Genomic DNA, 15,666 nt, shown 5'->3' with positions numbered 1-15,666 from the left:
CGTCCGGCCGCGATGACGTTATCGCCCTGTCCGCATCCGCTTACGCGCCTTGGCGTAGCGGTTCACGGACGGCAGCCACCAGGTGAACGCCGCCACGAGCGTGCCCAGCAGGATGACGATCCCCAGCATGCCGAGAAGGGGCGACACCATGTCGGCCGTGTCCCGGAGACCCATGAACATGGCGCCGAGGCCCAGAAGCGTCAGGAGGACACGCGCCCAGGTGCTCCCCTTCCGGATGGGAAGCAACAGGGCCAGGAAGGCCACCGCGAAGAAGATCCAGACGTAGGCCCGGGTCTGGAGAGCCCCGAAGGCCTCGTCGACGACGATGTCGAGCAGCGTGCCACTGGAGTCCAGCCCGGAATTCAGCTCGGAATCCAGCAGTCCCTGAGCGTACGCGCGCAGTGACTCCTTGCCGGTCGTCAGCGCGACGACCGCTGACAGCAGAGCGGACACCGCTACCAGCACGATGCAGACCGTGGCCACCAGCAGCGCCTTCGGCGGCGCAGGGGGGGCGATCTGTCCCGCGGGCCTCGTTTCCTGGCTGAAGTCGTTGCCGGGGAACGAATTATGGATGCTCACGTACATTCCTCTCATCACAGGGCACCGGCTACGCCGGAGCTCATCAGTAGTACGTCCTTTACGTAACAGCGGTTCCGTCGTTTTCCGGATATGTACGGAAAGACAAGTACGCGAGAGACGAACGACCGGCCGCGCAGGTCACGAGGCTGCTCGGCGTGACATCAGGGGCACGCGTGGCCGGCCTGCTTCGGACCGTTCGACTCCCGAACGCGCCATCGTCGGCGCCCTCTTGATCACTCTCTTCGGGAGCACGGCACCAGGCCGTTCGGGAAGGCCCAGAACTCCTGAAGCTCCGGCGAGCCGCCACTCAGTTGATCAGTGGGTACGGCGGCGGGGCGCCAACACCTCGGTGACCTTGGCGATGGCCTCGGCGCCGGGTTTGACGTAGCCCAGGGCGGTGCGGGGGTTCTTGTGGCGGGTCTTGCCCATGATGAGCTGCAGCGGGATCTCGGCTTCGCCGAGGTGGGTGGCGGCGCTGTGGCGCAGCTGGTGCAGATCGAGGCCGGCGTACTTGTCCAGCAGGACGCGGGCGCGGTCGTAGCCGAGACGGGCGCGGCCGGTGTGCGGGCAAATATCGCCGGCGGCGGGGCGGCGCGCTGGGACAGGGCGCCGGTCGGACAGGAACAGCGGACCGTGCGTGCGCGTGCTGCCGTCCGGGAGCCGCAAAAGCCGGGGCAGCAGATGGGCGGTGCCACGGTCCCAATACACCCACTCGACGGCGCCGCCCTTGGACCGGACCGGGGCGCGGCGATGCTCCAGGTCGAGGTCCTCGACGTTCAGCGCCAGGATCTCGGCTGCTCTGGCGGCCGTTTCATAGAGCATCCGCCACAGGGTTTTCTCGCGCAGCGGGATGTCGCGGCGCGACAGCAGTCGGTGGATGGTGGTCTTGGCGAGCGCGCGGGTCTCGTCGGGGCTTTCCTTGCGGCGTTCGGCCTCAGCGGGGACCGACGGGGCGGCCCAGTGCTTCCTGGTCTGGCACCAGGTCAGCCAGGAGGTGAGGGCGGCGCGGTTGCGGTTCCAGGTGGCCGGCGCGCATCGGCCCCACAGCTCGGTGAGCGCGGTGCCGATCTCGGCGTCGGTGACGTCGGCGAGCGGCCGGTCGCGCCCGAGCCGCTCGATGGTGCGGTCGATGGCCGAGGCGTAGGCGCGGTGGGTGTTGGGGTTGGCGGTGCGCGGGGTGGCCAGGAAGGCGTCGGCGGCCGCGGCGAGCGTGACGTGTCCGCCGCGAAGGGCGGTGACCTTCGGCGCGGCGGTCATGCCGGACGGCGGGCAGCAGTCGCCGTGCCCGTCCGAATGATGTACCGGATAACGTTCCGGAGTCGCGCACCGTCCCGGCAAGGGGTTGTCCTGGTCGCCGCGCCGCCGTGATCGCTCATGTACGTGATAATAGGCTGTTATCGCGTACATCGTCGCGTCCTTGCCAGCGATGTCAGCGCCGACAGTCCAGACATGGGGCGGAGCCCTCCCCGGGCGGTCCGCCCGCAATGTGAGTGACATGTGCGAGCGGCCCGTAGCCCGGCTACGCCAACGGCGCGTACCCGTGCTCCGTTCGCTCGGACGACGCCGCCTCGCCGGTCCCCCTGCCGTCGATTGGCTGAAATGGCTGAGGCTCTTCCAAGGGGTGCTGAACCTGATGACGTCTGGTCTGGCGAGGCGTTTCCGGGTTCACCGTGTTGTTCGGCGATCAGGTCTCCGGCGTGAGGGGGCCGAGGTCGCGGACGATCTGGGCCAGGGCGCGGATGGGCTCGTTCTCCGCCTCGGCGCGCCATACCAGCGCGTACGGCAGCGGTCCCATGTCGGTGACGGGCAGGTAGGTGATGTCGGGCCGTGCCCAGTAGCGGGTCATGTGGGAGGGGAAGAGCACGACGATCTCGGCCATGCTGGCGAGGGTGATGGCTTCTTCGGTGTTCTGCACCACGGGGCCGCGCTCGATCGTGCGGCCGCGGCGGGTCTCGCGGGGAATGTAGGCGTCGTACCAGTAGTGGGGCTGGGTGTCCGACTGCGGGTGCTGGAAGTCGGCGGCAATCTCCAGGGAGACCGAGGTACGGCGGGTCAGCTCGTGGTCGGTGGAGACGGCCAGCACCCGGGGTTCGGCGGACAGGACCGGTCCCACCGTGAGGTCGGGTTCGTCGACGGGCAGCCAGGTGATCAGGACGTCGATGTCACCGCGGCGCAGCGTGGCGAAGGCGTCGCTGAACTGGGCTTTCTGGACGCGCAGCTTCCACTGCGGGTGCCGGAGGCGGAAGACGTCCCAGTAGGCGCGCAGGTCGTAGGCGTTGGCGGGCAGCATGCCGACACGCAGGATGCCGGTGATGCCCTGGCCGGCGAGCTGGGCGCGCTCCACGCTGTGCTTCAGCCCGGCGTAGAGAGGCCGCAGGTCGTCGCGGAACTGCTGCCCGACGGGCGTCAGCCGTACCGTGCGGTTGGTGCGCTCGAACAGCGGCGCGCCGATCTGCCGCTCCTGCTTCTGGATCGCCTGGGTGACGCGAGCGGGTGACAGGCACAGCCGGGCGGCGGTGCGGCCGAAGTGCAGTTCCTCGGCCAGGGTCAGGAAGATCTCGATGTCGCGCAGTTCCACGCCTGACCTGCTCCGTTCACTCCCACTGAAGGTGATCTTTCGGGATTTATCGTTGTTCCGGGTGCTCACCGTACTTGATCCTCGAATTGCACGATTCGTTGATTCGATGGAGCAGGTGGATGGACGTCCTCATTTCCGGCGCCGGCGTCGCCGGGACCGCTCTGGCGTACTGGCTGCGCCACCACGGTTTCACCCCCACCGTGCTTGAGCGGGCCCCTCGGATGCGTGCGGGCGGGGGCGTGGTGGGCTTGCGCGGCGAGGCGCTGGACGTGCTGGACCGCATGGCCCTGCTGGAGCAGGTCAAGGCGCTGCACACGCACCTGGGCGGCGCGCCGCCAGACGGTGACGGTGACCTGCCCGCGGTGGTTTTCGCGGGCGACCTGGAGATCCTCAGAGGTGACCTGGTCGGCCTGCTTCATGAGGCCACCCGCCAGGAGGTGGAGTACGTCTTCGGTGACTCGATCACCGCGTTGGAGCAGGACGCCGATGGTGTACGGGTCACCTTCGAACGTGGCCGGTCGCGCCGCTTCGCGCTGATGGCCGGCGCCGACGGGCTGCACTCGCACACCCGCTCGCTGGCCTTCGGGCCGCGCGAGCGGTTCATCCGGCACCTGGGCATCTACACGGCGGCCTTCAGCCTGCCCGGCCACCTCGGCCTGTCCGGCTCCGACCGGCTTGCCGGCATGCCGGGCAAGGCGGCCGACATCCTCAGCATCCGCGACGACACTGAGGCGTACGCGGCGCTGCACTTTGCCTCTGGACCGCTGGCCTACGACCGTGACGACGTCGCGCAGCATAAGCGCATCGTGGCCGGGCAGTTCGCCGGCGAAGGCGGGCCCATCCCGCTCCTGCTGGCGGAGATGAGCAGGGCACAGGACTTCTTCTTCGACGCCAACGCCCAGGTGGAGATGTCCCACTGGTCCTCGGGCCGGGTGGTGCTGATCGGGGACACCGGCTACTGCGCGGCGCAGACCTCGGGCCTGGGCGCCTCCCAGGCGCTGATCGGCGCCTACATCCTGGCCGGCGAACTGGCCGTCGCCGGCGGCGAGCACCCGGCGGCGTTCGCCGCCTACGAGCGGGAGATGCGCGGCTTCGTCGCCGAACACCAGCAGATAGGACGCGAAGAGGCCGACCGGTTCTTCATGGGCACGCCCCTTCAGGAAGGGGTTGGCATGGTCGCCGCCAACGTACCGGGGGTTGCCTGCGGCCAGATCGTCAGGCTGAAGGACTACGCGCCCAGCTTCGCAGCGACGTGACCGTGACCGATGCAAACCATGGAGGCTCGATCTCCACCGGCCCTCACGCTAACCGCCACAAGGCGGTGTCTTGTCAGCGGTCGCGTCAGGACGACGACGGCTTGGTGTCAGCGCGGTCGGCGATTGTGGATGCCATGAACGATCCGGCGAAGGCGCGTCCGCCCGATCACGTGATTTTTCGTAACGAATATGAAGGAGAGCACATAGCCATGTCGATCACCCTTTCCGAGCAGAACCAGCTCACCTTGCGGACCGCCGCGTGGGGCGCCGTGTCGCTGATGTCGGCCGCCGGTGCCGCCGGTTCGGCGCACAAGGCCGCCATCGAGGGCTCCATCGCCCTGACCTCCGCGACCGGCCTGGTCGGGCACATACTTGCCAAGGCCCCCAAGGGCGTGAAGTACGGCAAGACCGTGGCCGAACTCGCCGACCAGGTACTGCCCGCCCTAACGCAGTCCATGAGCCTGCTCCAGCAGCGGGACCCGGCCGAGGCCGCCGACTTCCGCCGCACCGTCCTGGTCGCTGTCGAAGCGTCCACCCGGGATGAGGCCGGCCCCGCCATGGCGGAGATGGCCCGCAAGATCACCGCGGCCCTCGACGCCGCCACCGCCTCACCCGGCACGGTTGCCGCGGACAGCGTCCCGGCCGTGCCGGAGGCCGGCCAGGACCGCCCGGAGCTGGACAAGGTCCTCCAGGAGATGGTCGATGCCGGTTTCGTCGGAGTGTCGCTGCGGGTGCACGATGAGCGTGGCGAGTGGACGGGCAGCGCCGGAACGGCCGAGCTCGGCGGCACCGAGGCGGTGCCGGTGGACGGGCACGTGCGGATCGGCAGCAACACCAAGACCTTCACCGCCACCGTGGTGCTGCAACTCGTCGCCGAGGGCCGGATCGCCCTGGGCTCCCCCGTGGACGACTACCTGCCCGAGTTCGGGCTGGACCGGCGCATCACCGTGCGGATGCTGCTGCAGCACACCAGCGGGATCTTCAACTTCACCGGCGACTTCGACCCCGACGGTACGTTCGCGCCGGGTATCCCCGCCACGCCTGCGGGCAAGGAGTGGGTGGACAACCGATTCACGACCTACCGGCCCGAAGAGCTGGTGCGGCTGGCGTTGTCGAAGCCGGCCCGGTTCGAGCCGGGCACCGACTGGAGCTACGCCAACACCAACTACGTGCTGGCCCGCCTGCTGATCGAGAAGGTGACCGGCCGCCCGGTCGCCGAGGAGATGCAGCGGCTGATCCTGGAACCGCTCGGCCTGACCGGCACCCTCCAGCCGACCGCAGAGACCGACATCCCCGCCCCGCACGCGCACGCCTACTACCGCTACGAGCAGGACGGCCAGCAGAAGACGGTCGACACCACCCGGCACAACCCGTCCTGGATCTCCAGCGGCGGCGACATGATCTCCACCACCCGCGACCTGCACACCTTCATGTCCGCCCTGCTGGGCGGCAAGCTGCTGCCGGCCGAGCTGCTGGCCGAGATGTGCACCCCGGAGACCAAGGCCGGCTACGGGCTAGGCGTGTTCGTGCAGGAGGCGCCCGGCGGCAGCACCGTCATCACCCACAACGGCGGCATGGCCGGCCACGCCGCGCTCATGTACAGCACCCCCGACGGCAGCAAGACCCTGACCGCCGCGCTCAACTACGTCGACGACGCCGCGCTGTCCCTGGGAGCAGCCTTCCAGCAGGCGACCCAGCGCCTCGTCGCGGAAGTCTTCGGCAACTAGCAGACCGGACCGGCTCATTAGCCAGACCTGAGCACCAGACACGCCGGGGACATGTCGGCAGGCGAGCCGGCGAGCGCGCGGCCGCCTACCGGCACCCGGCCTCCCCACCCCCGCATTGCCCGGCGAACGGTTCGCTGAGCACGACATTGAAGACGAGGAACCATGAGAACCCAACGCCCACCCGCGACCAAAGCCCTGCGGCGCATGGCAGTCACAGCGCTGGCCGCCGCGCTGCTGGCCGGGACGGCCACCCCCGGGCCAGCCACCGCGGACAGCAGCGTGACCGTGTCGGCGACCTCCGGGCAGGACCGCCCGGAGCTGCAGAAGGCCATGCAGGCGTTCGTCGATGCCGGCTTCACCGGAGTGCAGCTGCGCGTGCACGACGAGCGGGGCGAGTGGGCCGGCAGCGCCGGAGTGCGCAAGCTGGGTGCGACCGCGAAGCCGCCCACGAACGGGCGGTTCTGGACGGGCAGCATCATCAAGCCCTTCACCGCGACCCTGGTGCTGCAACTGGTGGCCGAGGGCAGGATCGCCCTGGACACCCCGGTGGACGACTATCTGCCCGAGCTCGGGCTGGACCGGCGAATCACGGCGCGGATGCTGCTGCGGCACACCAGCGGCCTGTTCAACTACACCGGCGACTTCGACCCCGACGGGACGTTCGTGCCGGGCATCTCCGCCAACGGCGACGCCTGGCTGCCCGACCGCTTCCGCTCCTACCGGCCGGAGGAACTGATCAGGGTGGCACTGTCCAAGCCGCTACGGTTCGAGCCGGGCAGCGACCAGCAGTACACCAACACCAACTACACCCTGGCCCTGCTGCTGATCGAGAAGGTCGCCGGCCGCTCATACGCCGAGGAACTGCGGCGGCGCATCCTGCGGCCGCTCGGCCTGAAGGACACTTCGGTGCCGGGTGACCGGACGCGACTGCCCGGGCCGCACGCCCACGGCTACTACCGGTATGAGGACGCCGCCGGCCAGGTGCAGGTGGTCGACATCAGCCGGCAGAACCTGTCCCTGCTGGCCGGCGCCGGTGACCTGATCTCCACCACCCAGGACCTGCACACCTTCATCTCCGCGCTGAACGGCGGCAAGCTCCTGCCCGCCCCGCTGCTCGCCGAGATGCGCACGCCGCACCCCAAGATGGGCTACGGCCTCGGACTGTTCGTCCAGGACCTGGGCCCGGGCTGCGGCAACGTCTACCAGCACATGGGCAGCCCTCCGCACGGTTACGGGGCGCTGATGTACAGCTCGCCCGACGGCAAGACGACCGTGACCGGCTCAGTGACCTGGGTGGACGAGGCCACCAGAGGACCGGCGAAGGACTTCCAGAAGCTGGTGGACGCGCTCGTGGAACAGGTCTTCTGCCCCGGACAGGCCGGGCCGTCTCAGTAGGCGCAGCCGAGCACCGCGGGTACGCCTTCGAGGACGCTGTCGGAGACCCCGCCGAGATTGCCGCGCTCCAGCCGCGTGTAGTACTCGACGCTCACCCCGGCCAGCATCACCACCTCGTTGCGGCGCAGCCCGAACACCCGCTGCTGCCCGTAGGAGGGCAGCCCCGCCTGCTCGGGCGTGATCTTGTCCCGGCGCGACCTCAAGAACGCGCGGACTTCGTCCCGGTTGTCCATAAGCCCAGGTTAAGCACCCGATCGGCAGGCTGGGGGACCTTGTCAATACCCCCGCAGTCCCCGCCTCCCGCCTGCGGCACGACCGGTACGCACCCGACCACATCCGGCCCGGACACGGCGACCGGCTGTCACGGCAGCACCCCTCCGGGCCTCCGCCGTGATGAGCACCATCAACAGGGAAGCATCCACCATGAGCACTAAACCACCCGCCCGGCGTCAGGGGAGCGCCGTGGTCGCCGACGCGTCCCTCGCGGGCCTGATGACCGGCCTGGCCCTGGCCCGCATCAGCGTCGAGGCCACGATGCTGGAGCGGCTCTCGGCGGAGTCAATGAGCACCTGCTGGAACGCCTCACCGGCCGAACAAGAACCCGACCGCCCGTGGGTGCTCGCTCAGGCCGCGGTGAGGTCGAGCCGGGTGTCCATGTCCAGCCGGAACCGGCCGTAGGGGTTCACGTGAGCCCAGAACAGCGGGCTGAGCGCACGCCGATCCTCCTCCGTCAGCTTGCCGGCCCACTGCGGATCTCGCAGAACGGCCTGAAGGAGCTGGGTATTAATGAACACCAATGCCGACTGCAGCAGGTGCAGAGTGAGCATGGACACCTCGGCATGCTCACGGTCGGCCCCGGTCAGAACGCCTTCGCGCCCGTAGAAGATCTTGTCGTTGGCGCTGTTCCAGTTCTCCACGACCTGCAGGCCGCTGTTGATCTCCCGGCGTAGCTGCTCATCGGCGAGATAGTCGCAAGCGAAGATCGTCCGCACGACCCGGCCGAGTTCTCCCAGGGCCAGGTAGACCGGGTGCTTGGGCCCGTTGCCCTTCATGAAACGGCGCAGCACCTGCTCGGTCTCGGCCGTCCGCAGCCGCAGCGCCGTTGCGTACTTGATCATCTGGTCGTAGTTGCGGGCGATGAGCTCCCAGTCGATCGGCCGCTTTTTGAGGATCTTGTCCACCTTCGGCCAGGCGGTCTGGACGGCGTCGGGGCTGTACAGCTCGATCGCGCCGATGTTCTTCAGCCGGGGCAGCAGCTTGAAACCCAGCAACTCGGTGAAGGCGAACCCGACCGTGGTCGCGCCGTGGGTGTCGGTGTAGTTCGCCTCGACCTCGGCGTTGGTGCAGTGCCGTAGCAGGCCCTCGATCATCGCGGCGACCTCGGAGGAGGAACACGACTTGAGCTGGGAATAGATGCACAGGCGGCTCTTGTCGACGTGCCAGTAGATCATTACGCCGTAACCGCCGTACCGGGCGTGGAACTCGGTCATCAGATTGGAGTCCCAGGAGGCGAACCGCTTGGAGTCTGAGGCGGTGCTGGTCGCCTCACCCCACCACGCAGGATCGCGGGCCTCCAGAGTGGCGTTGACCACCGCCACGATCGCCGCCCGCAGGTTCTCCCGGATGACATAGGTCGCGCGCACGTGCCGCAGCGCGGCCTCGTCCTGGCCGTGATCGCCGGTCGCGGTCATCTGCCGGATCCCCATGTTCGTGCCCAACGCGAACAGCACCAGCAGCAGCCGACGATTCAGGGTCTGCCGGTCCAGCACCTCGCGGGTGGCCACCGAGGTGAAGGCGTCGGTGAAGTCGGTGAGGAAGGCGGTGTCCTTGAGGATGTCGAGCAGGTCGATGGTGCCCCACCGGCGCTGGACCTCGGCCTTGAGCTTGCCGAGGTTCCTCGGCTCGGGCAGCTTGTCGAGCTTGGGGACGCTCACCCACGGCTTGCCGGCCCGCGTGATGATCCGCACCCCGCCGGTACTGCCGGCGGTCAGGCCGGTGTTCAGCTTGTCCAGGGCGGCCCGCATCCGCGTCTTCAGGCCGGCGATGAACTCCGTGGCATCCAGCGGTTTGGCCAGCGCCGCGTAGTGCACGTCCCGGTTGTCCTCGAAGTCGCCGGGCAGGTCCTCATCGGGGTCGCGCCAGCGGCCGGCGCCCTCGACATAGATCTCGCGGCGGCGCAGCGCGTCCTTCAGCGCGATCAGCACGCACAGCTCGTACGGGATCCGCTCCACCCGGCCGCCGTCGTCCACGACGCCGTCCAGCCAGGCCTTGGGCACCACTCCGTCGATCGGGACCGTCTCCGCCGTCGCGTAGTGCCGCTGGTCGGAGTCGACGCCCGCATAGCGGGCCAGCAGTTCGATCGCGTCCATCACCGGCCGGTAGGCGGTGTTGTGGCACTTGAACTCCAGCGCAGCCAGCAGCGGCGCCAGCATCCGCCGGTAGTAGTACGAGTAGGAACCGCGCAACTGGTAGCGGATCCGCTCGGCGACCACACGCTCGGTGGCCATCAGCTCCTTGGCCAGCGCCCGCAGCGTCTTCTCCCCACCCGGCACCGCGGGGAAGACCACCTGCCGGACTGTCTCATCGGGCTTGCTCAGTGCGGCGTTCACCATCTTGGTGAAGATGCCGCGCTTGCCGGGGACCGCGGCGAGCTGACCGATCAGCTCTTTCTCCACCCGCCGCTCGGCGCGGGCGTTGATCCGGTGGATCAGCCCGATCAACAGTTCCACCAGCCCGTCCACGAGTTCGGCCTGCCGCGTCCAGCACAGCGCCGCCAGCAGCGTGTAGCGGACCGGCGGCGAGCAAGCCGCGAAATCCGAGGGATACATCCGCATCGCCCGGCCCCGCCACGCCGCCACGATCTGATCGGAGATCTCGGCGAACACCGCCTCGCCCAGTCCCAGGGAGCGAGCGGTCGCCAGCTTGCCGATCTCCACCAGCAGGGTGTCCAGCCCCAGCGGCCCAGGGTCGGCCTTCAACTCGGCCAGCACGTGCGGCCGCCCCAGCAACTCCTCCAGCCGAGCGCACACGGCCGGCCCGAGCCGCGCCATCACCTGCTCGGCGAAGGCCTCCTCGAAACGGCGGCACCCGGAGTTGACCACCCGTTCCACCTGGCCACCACTCGGCGGTTCGATCCTGACACTCCGGCACCGCTCGCGCACCGCCTCGGCCAGGCGATCACGGTTCGTCTCGATCGGGCACACCTTGTCGGCCAGCCACTGCGCCAGCCGCTCCTCATCGTCTTCGGTCGCCGGGCGGGTGCCGAATTTCTTGCGGATCTGTGCCCGGTGACGCTCGATGGTCCGGCCCCGCCAGGAGTACTTCGCCAGCAGCTCCGGCTCGACCTCCACCAGCGATGCCACGTACTGCACCGCGGCCGCCGGTATCTCCTCGGGATAGGCGGGAAACCGCCCCTCGATCTCGTAGAACTTCAAGATCAAGGCGAAACCGAGCCTGCTGGCCCCTGCCTTTTCCCCGACCAGGTCCCAATCACCCTCCACCAGCGTCCACGCGCTGATCAGCTCATCCTGTTCCCAGTCGGTACGCACCTCGGAGCTCCTCTCCAGACCGGCGCTATCAGCGGCCCGACCACCATTGAGAAGCTCGAAGGGGTTACCGGAAGGTATGCACTACCTGAGATAACTACGTGCTGAAATCGATAACTAACTCTTCGCATATTCCTCATTGACCCTCAGGACTGGCCGGGGTGGCGGCTTGCCGTAGCTATAGGAGGTCCAGGCCGGGAAGCGGGGAGAAACCGGCCCTGTCGGTTCACCAGGCCCGCTCTGCGAGGACTCCGGGGAACCGCCGCAGGATCGTTTTCGTACTGGAACAGGAGCCGAACACGAAATTCGCATCAGGAAGACATCGACATGCCGGCAAAAATCCACTCTCCCTCAGAATGGCTTGAAGAACTGTTCGAACGCCAGATTCCGCTTCGCAAAAAGGCCGCCATCGAGTCATGGCAGGGAACAACCTCGCTGTCCCCTTCGGAATGGGCGATCCTGCGCTTCACTCCTGGCCAGCAGCTCCATCTGGACCTCATCGAGCTCATGGCACTGGCCGGGACGGAGAGCTGACGCTTTCATCCGAAATCGAAGCGGAAAAGGGTCAGCGGCGGCCTGTTTATTTGCGGAACGACTCCGGCGACATTGAATCCGATGGGCTTTAAAAGCCGAGAGTAGAGAGTCGTGTCCTGCAGGCTTATGTAGACGTGGCGGAACCCGGGTTTCGATCTCAAGAGCATCAGCACTATCTCTATGCAGAGTACGGCCATCTGCGGAGAGGGCAGCTCGGCCGTGTCGAGAGCCAGCAGACGCCGGACGAGGAGAATGTCGGCGTCGGGACCGGGTGGATCCCGGCGCAGGTCGTCGTGGACTCCCGCGACGACGGGGTCACCGGTGAGACCGGCCCGCATGATGTCCCTCCAGCGGGACACGATCCCCAAGGCGGCCAGGTCGCCGTTCGGGCCTCGGCTGACGAGCACCGCCCCGGGGTCTCTCTCCCTCCACCGGTTGATCAGGCCCTCTTCGAGGTAGGTGACGTGTTCGGTCAGCAGTAGCTTGATCGCCGTCTCGTCGTGATCCCGCATTCGGTCGACGGTGTGGAGGTTGCCCGCCGGAGGGAAGAACGCCGACCGGGTGACCGGATCGCCGAGAAGGAAGAACAGCTCGACCGCCTGGTCCCGGGCCGTATGCCCGGAGGCGATCTCCCGGGCGAGGTAGGCGAACGCCCGTCGCCGGTACGAGGCCGAGCGTCGCGGATCCCGGGAACCGAGTACGTGCGCCACGCTGTCCCTGACCATGTCGTGAAGCCGGATGCCGTCATGGCTCACGGAAACGAACGGCAGCTCGCACAGGAAGTCCCACATCTGGCCCGCGTCCAGCCCTTCGCCTTCCAGCAGCGCGTGCAGAAGGGGAAGGGTGATCCTCCGCACCACGGACACCACCTCAAGTCCATGACGCTGCTCGGCCGAGAGCCCGTCACGAGTGAGGCTCACCAGTCGTTCCGCCACGGACAGCAGCGACTGTTGCGAGTCGGAGTAAGCTTGATCGTCGAGTGCCACGGTCGCCCCCAGAGCCAGGGCGATGGGATAGCCACCGCACAGTGCCCGGATCGGCGCGACCCGGGCGGGGCTGACACCGAGCCTTTGCAGCAGAAGCGTGGACTCGGCCTCCTCGAACGGTGCCAGCTGGATCTCTCGCATCAGGCCCCACCACTCCGGCGACGTACGCCAGGCGTGATCCGGGCGGTTGCGGCCGGAGATGACCACGGTCCACTCGGCGGGCAGCATCGGCAAAAGCTCCAACCGCAACCACGCGTCCATCGCCTGCATTCGCTCGATGCCGTCGATGGCCAGTACGCCCGAGCCGTATCCCGCCAGCTCGTCGGCGATGGCGACGAGCTGGGGGCGGCATCCGATCCGTCCCGCGAGTATCGCCAGGAATCGCTCCGGCGCGGGATCGATGTCGGCACCGTCGATCACCAGCCAGTTCAGCTCGGCCGTACGACGGCGCGCCTCGGCCAGCAGTGTGCTTTTCCCGATTCCTCCTGGCCCGTGAAGGTAGACCACCGCCGTGGAGTCGTCAGGTGCGAGAGCTTCCACGAGCACGCCGACCTCCCGTTTCCTGCCGACGAACAACCGCTCGGCCGACGCCGACATTCGCTGGGAGATTCGACGGTAGGCAGGAGGACCCGCCACCGGGACCGGCGCCTGGTCGACGGCGCTCATCTCATGCCTGAGCAGGGCGAGTTCGAGATCGCGCAGCACCGCCGACGGCTCCAGACCGAGCTCGTCCATCAGCCGGCGACGGTAACCGCGCAAGTGCGCGAGCGCGTCGGTCTGCCTGCCGGACCGGTAGAGTGCCTCGGCGAGCGTGCGCTGAGCCTGCTCACGAAAAGCGTTCTCTCGTAAGAAGGGTTCCAGAACCTCGATCGTCTCCTCGTACTTTCCCGCTGCTGTCAGCGCGGCGCCGAAGGACTCGATCGCCCTGTACCGCAAATGCTCCAGGCGGACGGCCTCCATGCTCACCTCGGGCAACTCGGCCACTCCGGTGAAGGCTTCACCGCGCCACAGTTCCAGGGCCCGCCTCAACAGCACGACCTGATCTTCCGTCGAGACTCCGGGTTTACTCGCCTGGTTGACCAGGGACTCGAACATCATCGAGTCGAGCGTGTCCTCGTCGGCGTTGAGCACGTAGCCCATGGGGTGTGTCTCCAGTAGATGGCACCTCTCGGGGGCGATCTCGCCGAGCACGTACCGGAGACGTGAAATCAGGTTGTACAGGGCGGGCAGCGGACGCCGGGGCGGGTGCTTCTCCCAGAGCTGCGCCACCAGCGCCGCGCTCGAAACCGGGCGTCCCGGGGACGCCGCCAACGCGGCCAGCAACTTACGCTGGGTTCCGCCGATCACCTGGCGGCTTCGACCCGTGGTGTCGATGAGCTGGATGATCCCGAGGACCTGGATGGGCATTGCGTTACCTCTTGAATCAGGCGGCGGAAGGCCGGATCGGATACCGGCCGGGTGCTTGCCACAGCCACCTCCCGCTCGCCCCCTGGAAGGTGATCAACGACCCGGCAGGGTGCGGGGCTTCCGCTCGGTGGCTTTCCATCTGCGTATTGGTCTTGATGTGTGTCGCGAACGGACGGGATTCACAATCGTTCTCTCGCGATCCGGCCGGTGGAGATCACTTGAGCCGTGAAATCCTCCGTCTGGGGACACGGACGCCGACAGGAGATGCCTCACGCCTCACCTCTCCATGCCTCGCGGATCCGGCATGGTGATTCTCTTCGCGGAACGAGCCGGTTTTCCCTCAGCCGATCGAACCGGCAAAAGACCCGCACATGTGCGCCCGGCACTTGAGGCGTCTTCGGCTCGCTTGCCACGATCCTGCACTCCCGCTCTCTCGTCCGGCTGACATCCCGCTTTCGCGACCGGCGGGATCGCTCGCACGACCGACGGCGGCCTTTCGCCTCTCGTTCACGTGTCACGCGTCCTTACCTTCGTCACGTGCTTCATCAGGCGGTACGGCCTACCATCGGACATACGTTCCATAAACGGTAAAAATGCTCATAAGCTCGCCTAACTCTTGACAGCTCGTTGACAGCCTGACGGGAGAGTTCCGAGAGCCGATCCAGGTTGAGTGGTCCAGTTAGATCGCCCCGCTTTGACGGGATGCCACATGCATGACTGGAGCACCTGGTGCTGGATACGGGAGGGGATTCGTCTCTCGCGGAGCGTTTCCGCAAGGGCGATCCGCATGCGTTGACCGAGATGTACGAGAGGTTCGCCGCGCCGATGTTCGCGACCGCGCTGAATCTGCTGGGCGATCGTGAGCTCGCCGCCGACGCGGTGCAGCTGGCCTTCGTCCAGGCCTGGAAGGCGGCCGGGTCGTTCGACGCCGAACGTGAGCTGCGTCCGTGGTTGTACGCGATCGTCCGCCGGACGGCGGTGGATGTGTACCGCCGCGAGCGCCGGTACACCAACACCGTGCCCATCGACGTGCTGGAGCGCGAGACGCCCGTCATGAGCGATACGAGCATGGAGACGGCCTGGAACGCCTGGCGCGTACGAGAAGCGCTCGACAGCATGTCGCCCGAGGATCGGACCGTGCTCTACCTGGCGTACTTCGAGTCGCTGAGTCAGAGCGAGATCGCCGGGTGTCTGGCGATCCCGATCGGCACGGTGAAGAGCCGGACATCACGTGCTCATAAGCGTCTTGCGAGTCTTCTCGCGCCGATATTTCTCACCGAGAGGAAACGATGAAGCTCGAATGAAACTGAACGGGCCGGAAATCACGTACTAACAGTGTGACGATCGAATATTCGCGAAGGATCACCTGTCGTGGGGGACGCCGTGCGCGATGACAACAGGGCTCGAGACAGTCTTGACACCTTGGAGCCTCGGATTCACTCGGCGTTGGCCGATACCGCGGTGTGGGCGGCGCTTCCGGCCGGCTTCCAGGAACGCGTGATGAACACGACATACGGTTCGTTCTCTGCGAACCTCACCGACTTGGCCGGCGTGCGACGGAAGCGGCGTGGTGGTTTTTGGACGTTGGTGGGGGTGGTCGCGGTGGTGGCGGTGGTGGTGGGTTTTGTGGTGGGGGTGTCGGTGGCGGATCGTTCGGGG

13 protein-coding genes are annotated in these 15,666 nt (G+C 67.5%); 7 read left to right on the top strand and 6 right to left on the bottom strand.

Annotated features, from left to right (window positions below; genetic code table 11):
- Positions 1-18: 18 nt before the first annotated feature.
- The 3 genes from ACTOQ1_RS34770 to ACTOQ1_RS34760 all read right to left on the bottom strand — a co-directional run bounded on the left by ACTOQ1_RS34770 (position 19) and on the right by ACTOQ1_RS34760 (position 3,157).
- Positions 19-579 carry a hypothetical protein gene (locus ACTOQ1_RS34770; protein ID WP_440072216.1) on the bottom strand — a complete coding sequence of 187 codons (561 nt, stop codon included), beginning with the start codon at positions 577-579 and terminating at the stop codon, positions 19-21.
- 315 nt (positions 580-894) lie between these two features.
- Complete coding sequence (locus ACTOQ1_RS34765) at positions 895-1,836, bottom strand: tyrosine-type recombinase/integrase (RefSeq protein WP_440072215.1); 942 nt, start codon at positions 1,834-1,836, stop codon at positions 895-897.
- 427 nt (positions 1,837-2,263) lie between these two features.
- Positions 2,264-3,157, bottom strand: coding sequence for a LysR family transcriptional regulator (locus ACTOQ1_RS34760; RefSeq protein ID WP_440072214.1), 894 nt, complete (start codon positions 3,155-3,157; stop codon positions 2,264-2,266).
- Between the two features lie 119 nt (positions 3,158-3,276).
- On the opposite strand from ACTOQ1_RS34760, the gene ACTOQ1_RS34755 reads away from it, so the two are divergent.
- The 3 genes from ACTOQ1_RS34755 to ACTOQ1_RS34745 all read left to right on the top strand — a co-directional run bounded on the left by ACTOQ1_RS34755 (position 3,277) and on the right by ACTOQ1_RS34745 (position 7,535).
- The gene (locus ACTOQ1_RS34755) at positions 3,277-4,413 is read left to right on the top strand and encodes an FAD-dependent monooxygenase (RefSeq protein ID WP_440072213.1); all 1,137 of its coding nucleotides are present in this window, start codon (positions 3,277-3,279) and stop codon (positions 4,411-4,413) included.
- A 209-nt stretch (positions 4,414-4,622) separates the two neighbouring features.
- Entirely contained in the window at positions 4,623-6,140 is a 1,518-nt protein-coding gene (locus ACTOQ1_RS34750; RefSeq protein WP_440072212.1) for a serine hydrolase domain-containing protein, read from the top strand.
- Between the two features lie 204 nt (positions 6,141-6,344).
- A complete protein-coding gene (locus ACTOQ1_RS34745; protein WP_440072211.1) occupies positions 6,345-7,535 on the top strand; it encodes a serine hydrolase domain-containing protein in 1,191 nt (396 codons plus the stop codon).
- On the opposite strand, the gene ACTOQ1_RS34740 is transcribed toward ACTOQ1_RS34745, so the two are convergent.
- Positions 7,529-7,768, bottom strand: coding sequence for a hypothetical protein (locus ACTOQ1_RS34740; protein ID WP_440072210.1), 240 nt, complete (start codon positions 7,766-7,768; stop codon positions 7,529-7,531). The genes ACTOQ1_RS34745 and ACTOQ1_RS34740 overlap by 7 nt on opposite strands.
- A 190-nt stretch (positions 7,769-7,958) precedes the next feature.
- Between ACTOQ1_RS34740 and ACTOQ1_RS34735 the strand changes: the two genes are divergently transcribed.
- The gene (locus ACTOQ1_RS34735) at positions 7,959-8,213 is read left to right on the top strand and encodes a hypothetical protein (RefSeq protein ID WP_440072209.1); all 255 of its coding nucleotides are present in this window, start codon (positions 7,959-7,961) and stop codon (positions 8,211-8,213) included.
- Here ACTOQ1_RS34735 and ACTOQ1_RS34730 read toward each other — a convergent pair.
- Positions 8,159-11,083, bottom strand: a complete 2,925-nt coding sequence (locus ACTOQ1_RS34730) for a Tn3 family transposase (protein ID WP_440072208.1) — start codon at positions 11,081-11,083, stop codon at positions 8,159-8,161. The genes ACTOQ1_RS34735 and ACTOQ1_RS34730 overlap by 55 nt on opposite strands.
- A 324-nt stretch (positions 11,084-11,407) precedes the next feature.
- Between ACTOQ1_RS34730 and ACTOQ1_RS34725 the strand changes: the two genes are divergently transcribed.
- Entirely contained in the window at positions 11,408-11,614 is a 207-nt protein-coding gene (locus ACTOQ1_RS34725) for a hypothetical protein (RefSeq protein ID WP_440072207.1), read from the top strand.
- Positions 11,615-11,619: 5 nt separating this feature from the next.
- Here the strand turns inward: ACTOQ1_RS34725 and ACTOQ1_RS34720 are convergent, their stop codons facing one another.
- Positions 11,620-14,007: a BTAD domain-containing putative transcriptional regulator gene (locus tag ACTOQ1_RS34720; RefSeq protein ID WP_440072206.1), complete on the bottom strand. Its 2,388-nt coding sequence runs from the start codon at positions 14,005-14,007 to the stop codon at positions 11,620-11,622.
- 729 nt (positions 14,008-14,736) lie between these two features.
- Here ACTOQ1_RS34720 and ACTOQ1_RS34715 point away from each other — a divergent pair.
- Both ACTOQ1_RS34715 and ACTOQ1_RS34710 read left to right on the top strand, forming a co-directional pair.
- The gene (locus tag ACTOQ1_RS34715) at positions 14,737-15,300 is read left to right on the top strand and encodes an RNA polymerase sigma factor (protein WP_440072205.1); all 564 of its coding nucleotides are present in this window, start codon (positions 14,737-14,739) and stop codon (positions 15,298-15,300) included.
- Between the two features lie 153 nt (positions 15,301-15,453).
- Positions 15,454-15,666, top strand: a 213-nt coding sequence (locus tag ACTOQ1_RS34710) for a hypothetical protein (RefSeq protein ID WP_440072204.1), incomplete at its 3' end; no start/stop codon positions are given.

Source organism: Streptosporangium sp. OZ121, assembly GCF_051918885.1.
Classification (GTDB): Bacteria; Actinomycetota; Actinomycetes; order Streptosporangiales; family Streptosporangiaceae; genus Streptosporangium.
The sequence above is the reverse complement of the archived record's forward strand: the minus strand, read 5'-3'. Positions and strand labels throughout refer to the sequence as shown.